This is a genomic window from Blastococcus deserti (assembly GCF_042682525.1).
Taxonomy (GTDB): Bacteria; Actinomycetota; Actinomycetes; order Mycobacteriales; family Geodermatophilaceae; genus Blastococcus_B; species Blastococcus_B deserti.
Genome location: NZ_JBHUHP010000015.1, coordinates 12,034 through 28,173 on the forward strand (window position 1 = coordinate 12,034; position 16,140 = coordinate 28,173).

The 16,140-nt window shown below is 74.5% G+C and carries 17 protein-coding genes and 1 riboswitch; of the genes, 8 read left to right on the forward strand and 9 right to left on the reverse strand.

Translation table 11 applies throughout. The annotated features are described in order from the left end of the window. Both ACFSHS_RS14770 and ACFSHS_RS14775 read left to right on the forward strand, forming a co-directional pair. The coding region (locus ACFSHS_RS14770; protein WP_376877518.1) for a C40 family peptidase at window positions 1-537 on the forward strand (537 nt) is incomplete at its 5' end. Window positions 538-596: 59 nt separating this feature from the next. Next, the gene (locus ACFSHS_RS14775) at window positions 597-2,072 is read left to right on the forward strand and encodes an APC family permease (RefSeq protein WP_376877520.1); all 1,476 of its coding nucleotides are present in this window, start codon (window positions 597-599) and stop codon (window positions 2,070-2,072) included. Window positions 2,073-2,145: 73 nt separating this feature from the next. Here the strand turns inward: ACFSHS_RS14775 and ACFSHS_RS14780 are convergent, their stop codons facing one another. Next, window positions 2,146-2,724: a YdeI/OmpD-associated family protein gene (locus tag ACFSHS_RS14780; protein WP_376877523.1), complete on the reverse strand. Its 579-nt coding sequence runs from the start codon at window positions 2,722-2,724 to the stop codon at window positions 2,146-2,148. Window positions 2,725-2,825: 101 nt separating this feature from the next. Here ACFSHS_RS14780 and ACFSHS_RS14785 point away from each other — a divergent pair, with 101 nt between their 5' ends. The 4 genes from ACFSHS_RS14785 (at window position 2,826) to ACFSHS_RS14800 (ending at window position 6,468) form a co-directional block, all read left to right on the forward strand. Further along, entirely contained in the window at window positions 2,826-3,566 is a 741-nt protein-coding gene (locus ACFSHS_RS14785; protein WP_376877526.1) for a histidine phosphatase family protein, read from the forward strand. Continuing rightward, a complete protein-coding gene (locus ACFSHS_RS14790) occupies window positions 3,547-4,437 on the forward strand; it encodes an NAD(P)H-hydrate dehydratase (protein ID WP_376877529.1) in 891 nt (296 codons plus the stop codon). Before ACFSHS_RS14785 ends, ACFSHS_RS14790 begins: the two co-directional genes overlap by 20 nt. 61 nt (window positions 4,438-4,498) lie before the next feature. Next, on the forward strand, window positions 4,499-5,848 hold the full coding sequence (gdhA, locus tag ACFSHS_RS14795; protein ID WP_376877532.1) for an NADP-specific glutamate dehydrogenase: 1,350 nt from the start codon (window positions 4,499-4,501) through the stop codon (window positions 5,846-5,848). Window positions 5,849-5,889: 41 nt separating this feature from the next. After that, window positions 5,890-6,468, forward strand: a complete 579-nt coding sequence (locus ACFSHS_RS14800; protein WP_376877534.1) for a gamma carbonic anhydrase family protein — start codon at window positions 5,890-5,892, stop codon at window positions 6,466-6,468. Window positions 6,469-6,481: 13 nt separating this feature from the next. Here the strand turns inward: ACFSHS_RS14800 and ACFSHS_RS14805 are convergent, their stop codons facing one another. From ACFSHS_RS14805 to ACFSHS_RS14815, 3 genes are read right to left on the reverse strand one after another with little or no spacing between them, the layout of a single operon-like run. Continuing rightward, on the reverse strand, window positions 6,482-7,687 hold the full coding sequence (locus ACFSHS_RS14805) for a cysteine desulfurase-like protein (protein WP_376877537.1): 1,206 nt from the start codon (window positions 7,685-7,687) through the stop codon (window positions 6,482-6,484). Window positions 7,688-7,710: 23 nt separating this feature from the next. After that, window positions 7,711-8,784 carry a homoserine O-acetyltransferase MetX gene (gene metX, locus ACFSHS_RS14810; protein ID WP_376877540.1) on the reverse strand — a complete coding sequence of 358 codons (1,074 nt, stop codon included), beginning with the start codon at window positions 8,782-8,784 and terminating at the stop codon, window positions 7,711-7,713. Between the two features lie 18 nt (window positions 8,785-8,802). Then, the gene (locus ACFSHS_RS14815; protein ID WP_376877543.1) at window positions 8,803-10,095 is read right to left on the reverse strand and encodes a bifunctional o-acetylhomoserine/o-acetylserine sulfhydrylase; all 1,293 of its coding nucleotides are present in this window, start codon (window positions 10,093-10,095) and stop codon (window positions 8,803-8,805) included. A gap of 43 nt (window positions 10,096-10,138) precedes the next feature. Continuing rightward, window positions 10,139-10,256, reverse strand: a riboswitch (SAM riboswitch). Window positions 10,257-10,484: 228 nt separating this feature from the next. Between ACFSHS_RS14815 and ACFSHS_RS14820 the strand changes: the two genes are divergently transcribed. Continuing rightward, on the forward strand, window positions 10,485-11,360 hold the full coding sequence (locus tag ACFSHS_RS14820; RefSeq protein ID WP_376877546.1) for a hypothetical protein: 876 nt from the start codon (window positions 10,485-10,487) through the stop codon (window positions 11,358-11,360). Between the two features lie 114 nt (window positions 11,361-11,474). Here the strand turns inward: ACFSHS_RS14820 and ACFSHS_RS14825 are convergent, their stop codons facing one another. From ACFSHS_RS14825 to ACFSHS_RS14845, 5 genes are all read right to left on the reverse strand, one after another. Beyond that, complete coding sequence (locus ACFSHS_RS14825; protein ID WP_376877548.1) at window positions 11,475-12,200, reverse strand: hypothetical protein; 726 nt, start codon at window positions 12,198-12,200, stop codon at window positions 11,475-11,477. Window positions 12,201-12,422: 222 nt separating this feature from the next. Beyond that, window positions 12,423-12,905: a hypothetical protein gene (locus ACFSHS_RS14830; protein ID WP_376877550.1), complete on the reverse strand. Its 483-nt coding sequence runs from the start codon at window positions 12,903-12,905 to the stop codon at window positions 12,423-12,425. Continuing rightward, window positions 12,902-13,807: a mechanosensitive ion channel family protein gene (locus tag ACFSHS_RS14835; RefSeq protein ID WP_376877553.1), complete on the reverse strand. Its 906-nt coding sequence runs from the start codon at window positions 13,805-13,807 to the stop codon at window positions 12,902-12,904. Before ACFSHS_RS14835 ends, ACFSHS_RS14830 begins: the two co-directional genes overlap by 4 nt. A gap of 76 nt (window positions 13,808-13,883) precedes the next feature. After that, entirely contained in the window at window positions 13,884-14,675 is a 792-nt protein-coding gene (locus tag ACFSHS_RS14840; protein ID WP_376877555.1) for a thioesterase family protein, read from the reverse strand. A 22-nt stretch (window positions 14,676-14,697) separates the two neighbouring features. Continuing rightward, window positions 14,698-15,066 (reverse strand): hypothetical protein, encoded by a 369-nt coding sequence (locus tag ACFSHS_RS14845; protein ID WP_376877557.1) that lies wholly within the window; start codon window positions 15,064-15,066, stop codon window positions 14,698-14,700. Window positions 15,067-15,154: 88 nt separating this feature from the next. Between ACFSHS_RS14845 and ACFSHS_RS14850 the strand changes: the two genes are divergently transcribed. Further along, window positions 15,155-16,120 carry an EamA family transporter gene (locus ACFSHS_RS14850; protein WP_376877560.1) on the forward strand — a complete coding sequence of 322 codons (966 nt, stop codon included), beginning with the start codon at window positions 15,155-15,157 and terminating at the stop codon, window positions 16,118-16,120. Window positions 16,121-16,140 lie beyond the last annotated feature (20 nt).

The following is a 16,140-nucleotide window of genomic DNA, read 5'->3' on the forward strand; positions in this document are numbered from 1 at the left end:
GACGCGGCTGCGGCCCAGGCGCAGGCGGGGCTCGAGCAGCTCCAGGCCCAGAAGGCCGAGGCCGAGAAGAAGGTCGCCGCCTACCAGGCCGACTTCGCCCGGCTGTCGGCCGCCGAGCAGGCCGCGGTGACGGAAGCCGTCGCCGGCCCCACGCTCCAGGCACCGCGGAACCTGCCGATGCCGCCGGGCGCTGCCGGTGCGGCGATCGCGGCCGCCCTGGCCCAGGTCGGGGACCGCTACGAGCACGCCGCATCCGGCCCCGACGCCTTCGACTGCTCGGGCCTGACGTCCTACGCCTACGCCGCCGCGGGCATCGCCCTCCCGCACTCCAGCCGCGCGCAGTCCTCGCTCGGCACCCGGGTGTCGCGGGCGGAGCTGCAGCCCGGGGACCTGGTGTTCTTCTACGACCCGATCAGCCACGTGGGCCTCTACGTCGGCAACGGGATGATGGTCCACGCGCGCACGTACGGGTCGCCGGTCGCCGTCACCAGCGTCGACCAGCGCGGCTACCGCTTCGGCGTCCGCCTGTCGGGCTGACCCCTGCTCCCTGGGCGGCGGACTTGCCCGATGGGGGTGTGCCTGGCAGAACGGTGCGGGTGAGCGCGTCCGGCACCTCGGTGCAGCCCCCCGCAGACACCACGCTGCGCCCCGACGCGGTCGGTTTCCTCGACGGTCTGGTGATCGGCCTTGCCTCGACCTCGCCGGCCTACTCCCTCGCCGCCGTCCTCGGCCCGGTCGTCGCCCTGGTCGGCGTCCACGCGCCCGGGGTGCTGCTGGCCTCCTTCGTGCCGATGCTGCTGATCGCCGGCGCCTTCGCCGCGCTCAACCGGGTCGATCCCGACTGCGGGACGACGTTCTCCTGGGTCACCCGCGCCATGGGCCCGGGGGCCGGCTGGATCGGCGGCTGGGCGATCACGATGACCGGGGTCCTGGTGCTGGGCTCCCTCGCGGAGGTCGGCGTCCGATTCACGCTGCTGGCCGCCGGGCTGGACGCATGGGCGGACTCGACCCCGGTCGTCGTGGTCCTGACCGCCGCACTGATCCTGCTGATGGCCTGGATCTGCGTCCGCGGCACGGAGGTCTCGGCGCGGCTGCAGAACGGCCTGATCCTGGCGCAGACCGCGGCGCTGGGGGTCTTCGCCGTCGTGGCCGTCGTCCGGGGCGTCCGCGGCGACAGCCCCTTCGGCGGCCTCACCCCGGCGTGGTCCTGGCTGGACCCCTTCGGCGCCGGCGGAGCGGCGCTGAGCAGCGGCCTGCTGCTGGGCGTCTTCGCCTACTGGGGCTGGGAGTCGGCGGTCAACCTCACCGAGGAGACGACGAACCCCCGGACGGCGCCCGGGCGGGCCGCGGTGCTGTCCACCGTCGTCCTGCTGCTCACCTACCTCGCGGTGGCCACCGCCGTCGTCTCCTTCGCCGGCACCGAGTGGCTGGCGGAGAACGCCGACGAGGAGGAGGCCGTCTTCGCGCTGCTGTCGTCGGAGACCCTCGGTGGCTGGGACTGGGTCGTGCTGGCCGCCGTCGCGACCTCGGCCATCGCCTCGACGCAGACGACGATCATCCCGGCGTCGCGGACCGGCCTGTCCATGGCCCGGCGCGGCGCCCTGCCCCGGCGGTTCGCGGCCGTCTCGCCCACCTACCGCACGCCCGACGTCTCCACGTGGTGGGTGGCCGGCATCGGCATCGCCTGGTACGTCGTGGTCGGCCGGCTCAGCGAGAACGCCCTCTACGACTCGATCACCGGGCTCTCGCTGCTCATCGCCTTCTACTACGCGCTGACCGGCGTGGCCTGCGCGGTCTACTTCCGCCGGCAGCTGCGCACCGGCGTGCGGAACCTGCTGGTGCTCGGCGTGGGGCCGCTGGTGGGCGCCGGGCTGCTGGGATGGCTGCTCGTGCTGTCGGTGCGCGACCTGGCCGACCCGGAGAACTCCTACACCGGCCAGGCGTGGCTGGGCGCCGGTCCGCCGCTGGTCATCGGGCTGGGCGTCATGGCCGCCGGGATCGTCCTGATGCTGTGGTGGCGACGACGGGACACCGCCTTCTGGCGCGAGCGGGCGGGCACCCACGGACGGTGATCATCGGCGGGTGGCTGGTCGGCACTCCGGAGCCGGCAGCCATCCACCGATGATCGACGCGGTCCGCGGCCGATCAGTGGATCCGGCGTCCCTCGGCGAGCATCTGCACCAGCGTCGCGATCCGCTTCGCCCTGGTCGCCGGGGTGCCGGCGGTGTGCACCCGCCACAGGACGGCGTACCGGTTCTGCCCGTCCAGCGCCTCGAACGCCCGCTGGACGGCCGGCTCGGCGGCCAGCGCCTCGGCGAGGTCGTCGGGCACCGTGATCGTCGCCGGGCCGGCGTAGGCCCGGTCCCACCGGCCGTCGGCCTTCGCCGCCTCCACCGCGGCGAGCCCGGCCGGGCGCATCCGCCCCTCGGCGATCAGCCGCTCCGCCGTCGCGACGTTCTTCTGCGACCAGACGCTGCGGGGACGCCGTGGTGTGACCCGCTGCAGGTAGAACCGGTCGTCGAGCCGGTTGGCGCGGCCGTCGATCCAGCCGAAGCAGAGCAGGACCTCGACCATCTGCTCCCAGTCGATCGACGGCACCCCGGCGCCCTTCTTCGCCAGCTTCACGTAGAGGCCGGGGGCGGTCGCGTGCTCGGCCTCCAGCCACTCCTCGAGCGCGGCCTGGTCGGCGAACGCCAGCACGGGCAGGTCGTCGGGCGGGGTCACGGTGCGCATCCTGCCTGGCGGTCGGCGGTTTCGGGCGCGTCCGGGGCGGCTACCGGCGTCCGGGTGGCCGCGACGGGCGGCCCGGCGACGGGAGGACCGGGGTGGGCCAGCGCGCACCGGGCCCCTCGGCGGTGTGGCTCGTGCGGCACGGCGAGAGCACGGGCAACCTCGCCGACGCGCAGGCCCACCGGTCCGGAGCGGGGCGGCTGGACCTCGACGTCCGTGACCCCGACGTGCCCCTGTCGGACACCGGCCGCGCGCAGGCCGAGGCGCTGGGCCGCTGGCTGGCGTCCCTTCCCACCGGGGAGCGGCCCACCGCCGTGCTGAGCTCCCCCTTCACCCGGGCGCTGACGACCGCGCAGCTGGCCGCCCGGGGCATCGGCGTCCGCGTGCGCACCGACGAGCGCCTCCGGGAGCGGGACTTCGGCGCCTTCGACGGCATGACCGGCGCCGGGATCCGGGAGGAGTTCCCCGACGAGGCGCGGCGCCGCGACCTGCTGGGCAAGTTCTACTACCGGCCGCCGGGCGGGGAGAGCTGGGCCGACGTGGCCCTGCGCATCCGCAGCCTGCTGGCCACCGAGGCCCTCCGGCACGACTGCGACCGGCTGATGGTCGTCGCCCACCAGGCGGTGGTCATGGTCTTCCGCTACGTGCTGGAGGAGCTCACCGAGCAGGAGCTGCTCGCCGTCGACAAGGAGGAGCAGGTCGCCAACGCGTCGGTGACCCGCTACGAGCGCGACGGCGCCGGCGACCTGCGGCTGGTGGCCTTCAACGTGGTCGACCACCTGGTCGCGCAGGACGAGGACGTCACCGAGGAGCCCGATGCCGTACCGCACCCCTGAGCCGACGCTCGTCACGCCGGAGGTGCTGCGCAACTGGCGGCTCCCCGAACCGGGCGGGGGCAAGAACGCCCGCGGGTCCGTGCTGGTCATCGGTGGCAGCACCGAGACGCTCGGCGCGGTGCTGCTCGCCGCCGAGGCGGCCATGCGGGCCGGCGCGGGCAAGCTCCAGGTGGCGACGGTGGCCTCCCTGGCGCCCGTGGCCGCCGCCGCGCTCCCCGAGGCGCTGGTGCGCGCGCTGCCGGAGAGCGGCAGCGGCGCCGTCAGCGCCGGGGCCGCGGACGCCGTCCGCGACCTGGCGGAGGCCGCCGACGCCGTGCTGATCGGACCGGGCATGGCCGACGAGGAGGAGACCCAGGCCTTCGGGGAACGCCTGCTGCCGCACCTGCGGGGCCCCCTCGCGCTCGACGCGCTGGGGCTGGCCTGCGTCACGGCCGACCCCGGCTGCCTGCACCACCTGGTGGGCCGCGTGGTCCTGACGCCGAACCCGACCGAGCTGGCCTACGCCCTGCACGTCAGCGACGACGCCATCGAGGAGGACCCCGCCGGCGCCGCGCACGACCTCGCGCGGCGGGCGCAGGCCGTGGTCGGCCTCGGCGGTGCCACCTCGTGGATCGCCGCGCCGGACGACCGGGTCTGGCGCGACGAGAGCGGCAACGCGGGCCTCGGCGTCTCCGGCTCCGGCGACGTGCGCGCCGGGATCACCGGAGGCCTCCTCGCCCGCGGTGCCGATCCCGCGCAGGCGGCGGTCTGGGCGGCCTGGCTGCACGGCCGCGCGGGGGAGCGGCTGGCGTCGTCGGTCGGCCGCCTGGGGTTCCTCGCCCGGGAGCTGCCGGCCGAGATCCCGCGGGCGCTGGCGGAGGTCGTGCCCTGAGCTGCGGTCCACCGCGCGTACGTTGACGTCCCGACCACGAACGGCAGTACAGGAGGAGCGCGTGCACGTCGACGTGCCTGCGAAGGTGCAGGAGATCTACGCGGAGGTGCTCCGGCGCAACCCTGGTGAGCAGGAGTTCCACCAGGCCGTCCGGGAGGTCCTGGAGTCCCTCGCCGTCGTCCTCGGCCGGCACAGCGAGTACGCCGAGATGAAGACCATCGAGCGGATCTGCGAGCCGGAGCGGCAGATCATCTTCCGCGTCCCCTGGCAGGACGACTCCGGCGAGGTGCAGATCAACCGCGGGTTCCGGGTGGAGTTCAACTCCGCGCTCGGGCCCTACAAGGGCGGGCTGCGCTTCCACCCGTCGGTCAACCTGGGCATCGTCAAGTTCCTCGGCTTCGAGCAGATCTTCAAGAACGCGCTCACCGGGATGCCGATCGGCGGCGGGAAGGGCGGCTCGGACTTCGACCCCAAGGGCCGCTCGGACGCCGAGGTCATGCGCTTCTGCCAGTCGTTCATGACCGAGCTCTACCGGCACATCGGGGAGTACACCGACGTCCCGGCCGGCGACATCGGCGTGGGCGCCCGCGAGATCGGCTACCTGTTCGGCCAGTACAAGCGGATCACCAACCGCTACGAGTCCGGCGTCCTCACCGGCAAGGGCCTGGGCTGGGGCGGGGCCCTGGTCCGCACCGAGGCCACCGGCTACGGCGCCGCCTTCTTCGCCGAGGCGATGATGGAGGCCGACGGCGACTCCTTCGACGGCAAGCGGGTGGTCGTCAGCGGATCGGGCAACGTCGCCGTCTACGGCATCGAGAAGGTGCACCAGCTCGGCGGGACGGTGGTGGCGTGCTCGGACTCCACCGGCTACGTCGTCGACGAGAAGGGCATCGACCTCGACGTCCTCAAGCAGGTCAAGGAGGTCGAGCGCGCCCGGATCGCCGAGTACGCCGAACGGGTGTCCGGCGCCTCCTACGTCGAGGGCGGCAGCGTCTGGGACGTCCCGTGCGAGGTGGCGATGCCCAGCGCCACGCAGAACGAGCTGGACGGCGACGCCGCCGGCGTGCTCGCCCGCAACGGCTGCCGCTACGTCGTGGAGGGCGCGAACATGCCCGCCACCCCCGACGCCGTGGCCGTGTTCCGGGACGCCGGCATCGCGTTCGCGCCGGGAAAGGCGGCGAACGCCGGCGGGGTGGCCACCTCGGCCCTGGAGATGCAGCAGAACGCCTCGCGCGACCGCTGGACCTTCGAGCACAGCGAGGCCCGGCTGAACGAGATCATGCGGAGCATCCACGCCCGGTGCCACGAGACCGCGGAGGAGTACGGCTCGCCCGGCGACCTGGTGCTCGGGGCCAACGTGGCCGGCTTCCTCGAGGTGGCCGAAGCCGTGCACGCGCACGGGCTGATCTGAGGGCCCTGCTCAAAGGGGCACCGCCATGACAGAGTGCACGCGTGGCTGACAACTACATCGCCGAGCTGCCCTTCGGGGCGCCGAAGATCGACGACGACGCCTTCGTGGCTCCCACCGCGGTGGTGGTGGGCGCCGTGACGATGGGCCCCCGCGCCAGCATCTGGTACGGCGCCGTGGCGCGGGCCGACGCCGAGACGATCGAGATCGGCGAGGGCTCCAACGTCCAGGACGGCTGCACGCTGCACTCCGACCCCGGCTTCCCGCTCGTGCTGGGCCGGAACGTCACGGTGGGCCACCGCGTCGTCCTGCACGGCGCCCGGATCGACGACGAGGTCCTGGTCGGCATGGGCAGCGTGGTCATGAACGGCGCACACATCGGCTCGGGCTCGATCGTCGCCGCGGGCGCCGTCGTCACCCAGGGCAAGCAGTTCCCGCCGCGGTCGGTGATCGCCGGGGTCCCGGCGAAGGTGGTCCGCGAGGCCACCGACGACGACCTGGCGCACATCCGCGGCAACGCCGCCGCCTACTACGACCGGCTGCCCGAGGCGCGCAAGGTCCGCCCCGTCGTGCGCCGTCCCCTGCCCCCGGCGGGCATGGTCCCGGGCGACGCCCTGGCCTGATCCGGACCCCGGCTCAGCGGACGGCCAGCCACTCCCGCAGCCCGGCGAGCAGCCGGTCGACGTCGTCCCGGTCGCTGTAGGGCGCGAGCCCGACGCGCAGGCCGCCGGTGTCGCCGAGCCCGAGCCAGCGGCTGGCCTCGATCGCGTAGAACGAGCCGGCGGGCGCGTTGACGCCGCGCTCGGCCAGGAAGCGGTACGCGTCGGCGGCGTCGCGGCCGTCGAAGGTGAGCAGCAGGGTGGGGGTGCGGTGCGCGGCCCGCGACCGGAGCCGCACCCCCGGCAGCGCGGTCAGCCCGGCCTCGAGCTGCTCGCGCAGCCCGTCCTCGTACGCCTCGAGGATGGCCATCGCGGCGAGCACCCGTTTCCTTCGGCTGCCGCCGGCCGGTGCGAGGCCGGCCAGGAAGTCGACGGCGGCCGTCGTCCCGGCCATCAGCTCGTAGGGCAGGGTGCCCAGCTCGAAGCGCTCCGGCACCTCGTCCGTCGACGGCAGCAGCTTCGCCGGCGCCAGCGACTCCAGCAGTGCCGGGTCGGCGGCCAGCACGCCGCAGTGCGGGCCGAGGAACTTGTACGGCGAGCAGGTGTAGAGATCGGCGCCCAGTGCGCGCACGTCGACCGGCGCGTGGGCGGTCAGGTGGACGCCGTCGACGGCCAGCGACGCACCGGCCTCGTGGACCCGCGCGGCGATCTCGGCCACCGGCGGCCGGGTGCCGATCAGGTTCGACGCCCCGGTGACCGCGACCAGCCGCGTCCGCTCGGTCAGCACCTCGGCGACGTCGTCGGCGGTGAGCTCGCCGGTCGCGGGGTCGAAAGCCACCCAGCGGACCGTCGCGCCCACTGCCTCGGCAGCGATCACCCAGGGCCGGATGTTGGCGTCGTGGTCGAGGCGGGTGACGACGACCTCGTCGCCGGGCCCCCAGCCGGCGGCCAGCGCGCGGGAGACGTCGAAGGTGAGCTGCGTGGCACTGCGGCCGAAGACGATCCCGCCCGGATGCGCGCCGAGGAGGTCGGCCAGCGCCTGCCGGGCGTCCCGGACGACGTCGTCGGCCAGCCGCTCCGCAGCGGTGGTGCGGCCCCGGTTGGCGATGGGCGAGGTCAGGGTGTCCGCGACCGCCCGCGCGACGGACTCGGGCACCTGGGTGCCGCCGGGGCCGTCGAAGTGAGCGGTGCCGGCCTTCAGCGCCGGGAAGTGTGCTCGCACCGCGGCCACGTCGTAGGTCATGCGCCCGACGCTACCGATCGGGATCAGGGGAGCAGGTCGCGGAGCAGCGCGCCGACGGCGGCGGTCTCGATCAGGAAGCCGTCGTGGCCGTAGGGGGAGGCGATCACGTGCAGCGGGACGCCGAGACCGTCGGCCACCTCCTGCTGCAGCCCGATCGGGTAGAGCCGGTCGCTGTCGACCCCGGCGACCACCGACCGAGCCGTCACCCGGCCCAGCGCCGCCGCCACCCCGCCGCGGTCCCGGCCGACGTCCCAGGTGTTCATCACCTGGGTCAGCACCACGTAGCTGCCGGCGTCGAACCGGGCCGCCAGCTTGGCGGCGTGGTGGTCGAGGTACGAGGCGACGGCGAACCCCCCGTCCTCCTGCACGCGGGTGCCGAACCGCTCGCCCAGCTCGACGGCGCTCCGGTAGGTCAGGTGCGCGATCCGGCGGGCGATGCCGAGCCCGTCCACCGGCGGATCGGCCCGGTCGTAGTCGCCGCCCGCCCAGCGCGGATCGGCGCGGACCGCGGCCTGCTGGGTGGTCTGGGTGCCGATCTGGTCGGCGGTGGCGACCGCCCCCGACGCGAGGAAGAAGAGCGTCGCCACCCGGTCGGGCAGGGCGACGGCCCACTCCACCGCGCGCATGCCCCCCATCGAGCCGCCCACGACGCAAGCCCAGCGGTCGATGCCGAGCGCGTCGGCGAGCGCCGCCTCGACCCGCACCTGGTCACCGACGGTCACCTCGGGGAACCGGGAGCCCCAGTGCCCGCCGTCCGGACCGGGCGAGGAGGGCCCCGTCGTCCCCTGGCAGCCGCCGAGGACGTTGGCGCACACGACGAAGAACCGGTCGGTGTCCAGCGGCGCGCCGGAGCCGACCAGGCCGTTCCACCACCCGGGCGTGGGATGGCCCGGCCCGGCAGGCCCGACGACGTGGCTGTCGCCGGTCAGGGCGTGCTCGACGAGCACGGCGTTGCCGCCGTCGGCCGCGAGCGTCCCCCACGTCTCGTAGGCCACGCGCACCGACGGCAGGACGCCGCCCCGCTCGGGGTGGAAGGGCCCGGGCAGGTCGAGGAAGAGCCGGTCACCGACCGGATCCCCCTCGACCCACCCGCCCACGTCAGGCGTTCCCTGCGACTAGGCGGACTTGGCGGCCCGGAAGCCGGCCTCGAGGTCGGCGAGGATGTCCTCGATGCCCTCCAGGCCGACGGCCAGGCGCACCAGGCCGGGCGTGACGCCGGTGGTCAGCTGCTCCTCGGCGGTGAGCTGCGAGTGCGTCGTCGAGGCGGGGTGGATGACCAGGCTGCGGACGTCGCCGATGTTGGCCACGTGGCTGTGCAGCTCCAGGGCCTCGACGAACCTCTGCCCGGCCTCCCGACCGCCGTGCAACTCGAAGGTCAGCACCGCGCCCGCACCCTTGGGGGCGTACTTCTGCTGCGCCGCGTGCCAGGGCGAGGACTCCAGGACGGGGTAGTTGACCCGGTCCACCTCGTCGTGCGCCTCGAGGAACTCGGCCACCCGGAGGGCGTTGGCCACGTGACGCTCCATGCGCAGCGACAGGGTCTCGATGCCCTGGACGACGAGGAACGCGTTGAACGGCGAGATCGCCGGGCCCAGGTCGCGCAGCAGCTGGACGCGGGCCTTCAGCGCGTAGGCCGGTGCGCCGAGGTCGGCGTAGACGACGCCGTGGTAGGTCGGGTCGGGGGTGGTGAAGCCGGGGAACTTCCCGCCGGTCCAGTCGAACCGGCCGCCGTCGACGATGATCCCGGCGATCGCCGTGCCGTGCCCGCCCAGGTACTTGGTGGCGGAGTGGACGACGACGTCGGCGCCGAACTCGAACGGCCGGATGAGGAACGGCGTGGCGATCGTGTTGTCGACGATCAGCGGGACGCCGTTGCGGTGGGCGACCGCGGCAACGGCCTCGATGTCGAGGATGTCGCCCTTGGGGTTGCCGATGGTCTCCCCGAAGAAGGCCTTGGTGTTGTCCTGCACCAGCGCCTGCCACGCCTCCGGGTCGTCCGGGTCCTCGACGAAGGAGACGCTCACCCCCAGCTTGGGCAGCGAGTGGTGCAGCAGGTTGTAGGTGCCGCCGTAGAGCGAGGCGGAGGCGACCACGTGGTCACCCGTCTCGGCGACGTTCAGGATCGCCAGCGTCGTCGCCGACTGCCCGCTCGCGACGGCGAGCGCGGCGACCCCGCCCTCCAGCGAGGCCACGCGCTGCTCCAGCGCGTCCTGCGTCGGGTTCATGATCCGCGTGTAGATGTTGCCCATCTCGGCCAGCGCGAACAGGTCGGCGGCGTGCTGGCTGTCGCGGAACTGGTACGCGGTGGTGGCGTAGATGGGCAGGGCCCGGGCGCCGGTGGTCGGGTCGGGGCTGGTGCCGGCGTGGATCTGCCGGGTCTCGAAGCTCCAGCTCTGGGGGTCGCTCATGCGCCGTCTCCTCTCGCTCGCGGAGAGCCCGCGGCGCACGGGAGCTCCGTCCTTGCCCTCGCGGCGGATGCCACGAGAACCGGCTCTTCCCCTGGAGCACCTCAGACGGAGAAGAGGTTGCCGGGCAGCCAGCCAGGTGCTTGTCGCTGCCTCTCGTGAGCCAGGGCCGATCTTAGGCAGACCCGTCGTCCCACGTGGAACACGGGCCCCCGGGGGCCGTCGCCGAGTCGATCATCGTCACCGTGCACGCGACGCAGCCGGACACGCCGGAGCGGCGGTCGCGCGGGCGATGATCAACGCAGCGGAGGTGTGGGTCCACAGGGGCGGGGGTCCTCCACAGATGTTCGTTCGCCACGGGTGCCGGTCGTCGGAGCGCCCAGCCTGCCCGCGTGGACGGCATACCTCTCGGCGATTCGTACACCTGGACGGCGGCACGCGCGCTCGGCGTCACGCGCGGTCAGATCCGTGCGGACGGTGTCCCGGTGGCCCGCGGGTTGTACGTGTCCCGATCCCGGGACCTGGACCTGCGGATGCGTTGTCGGGCGTGGGCGGGAGTCCTGCCCGACGACGCCGCCTTCGGCCTGCACACGGCGACCGCCCTGCTCGGGGCCGGTCCGGCGTCGCAGGACGTGCACGTGGTCCTCACGCCCCGGCAGGTCCTGCCGCAGCGGGGCGGGATCCGGGTCCATGCCCGCGCACTGGCCGAGGACGACGTGATCGACGTGGACGGGCTGCGCGTCACATCCGGAGCGCAGACCTACCTCGACATGGCGCAGCACGTGCCTCCGGCCGACCTCCTGGCGCTCGGGGACGCCCTCGTGCGGTCCGGCCACCTGGACGCCGCACGCCTGCAGCGCCGACTGTCGCGTGCGCAGCGGGTGCGTGGCGTGGTGCCGGCCCGCCGGTGGGCGACCCACCTCACGGGCAGCGCCGGCTCGCCGCCCGAGAGCAGGCTCAGGTACTGGCTCCTCACCAGTGACCTCCCCGATCCCGAGGTGCAGGTGCCGATCCCCGATGGCTGGGGGCAGGTGGTGGCGCACGCCGATCTCGGCTACTCGCGGTGGAAGATCGCCCTGGAGTACGAAGGGCGCCAGCACGCCGAGCGGGAGCAGTTCGGCCGGGACATCGACCGGTACTCGTTGATGGCGGCCGACGGGTGGCTCACGCTCCGCTTCGCCGGGCGGCACCTCGGCGGGCCGACCGCCGTCGTCGAACGCACCCGCCGCGCGCTCTCGAGCCGAGGATGGCGACCCCAACCGCGTTGATCCGACCCCAGCCGCGTTGATCATCGTCACCGGGCACGCGGCACGCGAGGACACGCCGCGTGGGCGGTCCCGCAGACGATGATCAACCGCAGGCGGCGCACCGGCCCCGCGGCGTCAGGACGGCAGGATCTCGAACCAGACCGCCCGGGCGCGGGCGCAGACCTCCCCGCCAGGACCCACGATCGCCGACGCCGTGAACGCGCGGCGGCCCCCGCGGCCGACCGACCAGGCCAGGAGCACGTGCTCGGCGCCGACCGCCACCGGCCGCTCCTGCCGGACGGTCAGCGTGCCGAGCAGCCACGGGCTGGTGAGGGCGGGTGCGGCCGGCTGCAGCGACGGGCAGTCCAGCGCCGCCCACACCGTCTCCGGTGCGGCCTCGCCGGTGGACGACGGGAGCTGCGCCGTCGGCCGGAAGGTCCCCGCCCAGAGCTCCGGCCGGTCGGGCAGCGGACCCACGAACACCGCGACCGCGTCGCCGGGAACCCGGTCGGGCCCGCAGCCGAAGCAGCGCGGATAGGGGTGCCCGACGCGCGGCGGCAGGGCGGCCTGGGCCGCGGCCGCCTCGGCGGGCGACGGCGGCGCGGGCACGTCGAGGTCCAGGTCGGCCGGAACCGCGGTGGCCAGCAGCTCCTCGCCGTCCACCAGCTCGGCGCCGTTCCGGAGATCCCGGCCGCCGTCTCCGGGCCGGACCTCGAGCGGCCGCTCCAGCGGGACGGGACGGCGCAGTCGCACGCTGACCGTGGGCCCGCCGACCAGTGCGGCCAGCCGGCCGCCCAGGTATCCGCCGTTGGCGGTCCCCGGCGGGCCGCAGAAGCGCTCGGCGACGGTGAGGGTCGGCACCCGGTCGATCGTAGGGAGGGTGGCCCGGCAGGCCGGCACCCGTGCGAGCCATCCCGAGCTGCTGGGGCTCATCCGGGGCTCATCGCCGCGGGGCGGCTCGACCCGCGCCGGCTGGTCACGCGAGACCTGCCGCTCCACGGGGCGCCCACCGCCCTGGCGGAGGTGGGCCTGCGCCCCGGCATCGCCGTCACCACGTCGCTCTGACGCCACGCTGCCGACGGCTCAGCCGGAGGGGCTCACCACGGTCGGGGAGGGAGGCCGGCTCGGGAGGGAGGAGGAGGTCGGGACCGAGGTGTCGGCGGTCTCCTCCGGCGGGGTGGTCGTTCCCGTGGGCTCGCCGGTGGTGGTGGTGGTGCGGGTGCTGGTGGTGGGCGTGCTCGTCGTCCGGGGCGCCGTCGTCGTCGTGGGTGACGGTTCCGCGGTCGTCTCGGGAGCCGGGGGCGTCGTGGTGGGCACCGTCTGCACGGTGCCCGTGCCGGTGCCGGTGCCGGCGGTGGTGCTCGAGGACGTGTTCGGCACCTCGGGGCGGATGTTCAGGTACAGCGCCCCGATCGCCAGGAAGAGGACGCCCAGCACCACCGTCGACGTGCGGGCCCGGCCCAGGTGCGCCGGGATCCGCGAGCGCCAGCCGTCGCGGGCCGGTGCCGTGGTCACCGAGGGGGTGACGACCGGCTGCTCGCCCGTGGACCGCTCCGGCTCGGTCATCGCCCCTCCTCGCGCCCGTGGCCGTCGCCCGCCGTGCCGTCCAGGGCCATGGCCTCGGTCGTCGGCGGCGGCACGCTCATCCCCTGGTGGCGGAACGCCAGGACGACGCGGGCGCGCAGGTCACGGCCCACCTCGAACTGCTTGCCCGGCAGCGTGCGCGCGACCATCCGCACGTTGACCTGGTCGAGGTCGAGGCTCTCCACGCCCATGAGGCTGGGCGGGTCCAGCAGCAGCGGCCGCAGCGCCGGGTCGCGGAACGCCTCGCGGCCCACCTCGCGCAGGATCTCGTTCGCCCGGTTGACGTCCACACTGGTGGGGATCGGGACGTCGACCACCGCACGCGCCCAGTCGCGCGACAGGTTGACCACCTTCACGATCTGCCCGTTGGGCACGGTGACGACCTCGCCGTTGGGGGAGCGCACGCGGGTGACCCGCAGCGTCACGTCCTCGACGGTCCCGGTGGCCGCCTCGGCCGCGCCGGTGACGCTGATCGCGACGACGTCGCCGAACCCGTACTGCCGCTCGGTGATGATGAAGAAGCCGGCCAGGACGTCGCCGACGATCCGCTGCGCGCCGAAGCCGAGGCCGACGCCGAGCACCGTCGCGGGCGCGACCAGGCCGGTCACCGGCACGCCGAGCCGGTCGAGGACGAAGAACACCGCGATCGAGTAGATGAGCACGACGGCGGCCCAGGTGAGCACCTGGGTGAGGGAGTGGCGGTGCTTCGCGGCCTCGGACCGGACGAGGGCGTCGCCGCCCGTGGCCCGCGCGTCGATGCGGGTGGTGATCTTGCCGCCCACCCACGAGACGAAGCGCGCCAGCAGCACCGAGCCCAGGATGATCAGCACGACCTCGAGGCCCCGGCTGGAGAGCCAGTCGCGGAGCTCGATCAGTGCGTCCATGCCCCTCCTGTCGATCGGTCGGTCATCAGGTCCACCTTGGCGGCTCGGGTGCAGCCGTGCCAAACCCGCTGGTGGCTCAGCGTGGTTCGACGAAGAGCGACTGCGCCGACCGGCCGATGGCCCCCTCGGCGTCGAACAGCACCGCGGTGCACTGCGCCGCGCCCGTTCCGCCCAGCGTGGTGCGGGCGTCCATGCCGAGCCACTCGCCGCGCGGCGGCCGGTGGAGGGAGACGAGCAGGTCGACGTTGGCGAAGGTGGCCGCCGTCCAGTCCAGCTCGGCGGAGATCCCGCTCGCGGCGTCGGTCATGACCAGCAGGTGCTCCAGGGCGGTCATCGGTTCCCCCGTCACCAGCGCGCACCGCGGGGTGGTCCAGGCCGAGGCCGGCCCGGCCGAGTTGAAGCTCCCCGTGGCGAACCGCCAGTCCAGCGCCCGGTGGTAGGCCACGTCGGTGGTGAAGAAGGCGGCCTCCTCGGGGCGGCTCTCCTGCGGTCCCGCCGCGGCCGGGTGGGGTGCGGCCATCTGCGGCGCGGCGCCGTCCTCGCGGCTGCGCATCCGCCAGGCCGACAGGCGCATCAGCGGCCGGTCGTCGCCGGCCGACAGGACCGCCTCGACCAGCTCGATCCGCCGCCCGGGGCGGACGACGGAGGTGCGCACTCGCACCGGGCCGACCGGGACCGGGGCGAAGATGTCGTAGGCCAGCCGGACCGTCTGGCCGCCCGCGATCGCGCTCGCCCGCTCCGCCTGCCGCAGGAGCAGGGCCGCCGGGGGGCCGGCGTGCTGGAAGCCGGGGTGCCAGGGCCCGATCGTCAGGGCGGTGGCGAGCCATCCGTCGTCCGTCGGCTCGTACAGGGCGGCGGGCAGCTCCATGGCCTGCAGTGTGTCGTCCCGCTCAGACGTCCCGACGCCGGGTCCGCCACGCCGCACCGGCGGTCCACGCGGCGGCCGCGGCGGCGGTGAGCCACCAGAGGGTCCGGAGGTCCTCCGGGGCCGAGAGCAGCAGCAGGACGGCGACGACCAGTGCCGACGCGGCCAGCGGCACCGACCGCAGCAGGATGCCGGGCGTGCCCGGCCCGGGGACGACGACGAAGACCGCGGTGGCCGACACCAGGAGGAACGCGCACAGCAGGGCCAGCAGGCCCGACGTCCCGCCGTACTGCGCGGGCAGGGCGATCGCGCCCAGGCCGCAGAGCACGATGCCGAGGGCGAGCGCGAGCAGCGTCCGGCGGCGGCGTCGCGACCACGGCGCACGACGGCTCATGCCCCGAGGGAACCCGACCAACCTGTGAACGCGCCGCGGCGGTGCCCGGTAGGGGGCTACGGGATCGTTGGGGACTACCTTCGCCGACGTGCCCCGGACCGCCCGCCCCGCTCTCGGCTATGCGTTCACCCTCGCCGCGGCCGGCATCTTCGCGGTCAACGGAACGGTGTCCACCCTCGCGCTGGAGGCGGGCATCGAACCCACCCGGCTCACCGCCCTGCGGTGCACCGGCGCAGCCGTGGCTCTGCTGGCGGTCCTGGCGGTGGCCGCACCGGGGCGGCTGCGGGTCGGCGTGCGCGAGATCCCCTTCCTCGCCGTGTTCGGCGTGGTGGGCGTGGCGCTGACCCAGTTCCTCTACTACGTGGCGATCGGCCGGATGCCGGTCGGGATCGCGCTGGTCTTCGAGATGACCGCGCCGGTGTTCATCGCGCTCTACGTCTGGCTGGTCCGCAAGGAGAAGGTGCGCAGCCGGCTCTGGGTGGCGCTGCTGCTGTCGCTGTCGGGCCTGGTGTTCGTCGCCGAGGTGTGGCGGGACGGCGGATCGCTCGACCCGCTGGGCGTCGGCGCGGCGCTGCTCGCCGCCCTGTGCCTGGCCACGTACTACCTGATGGGGGAGCGCGGAGCCGGGACGCGCGACCCGGTGGCGCTGACCTGCTGGAGTTTCGTGGCCGCGGCGGTCTTCTGGGCCGTGGCGGCGCCCTGGTGGCGGTTCGACGCCGACGTCCTCGGCGAGCGGGTGCCGGTGTCCCTCGGCTCGCTGGAGCTGCCTCTCGGGGCGCTCGTGGTCTGGATCGTCGTCCTCGGTGCGGTCGTGCCGTTCTGGCTGTCGATCGCGGCCCTGCGCCACCTGGCGCCCACGGCCGCCGGCCTGGTCGCCACGGTCGAGCCGGTGTTCGCCTCGATCGTCGCGTGGCTCTGGCTGGAGCAGGTGCTCAGCGGCTGGCAGGTCCTCGGCGGGGCCGTCGTCCTGACGGGCATCGTGCTGGCGCAGACGGCCCGCGCGGTACCGGCGCCGTCCCCGCTCCCGGAGACCCCGGCCGCCCTCTCCAGCTGACTCCCCCTGGGGGCCGGAGT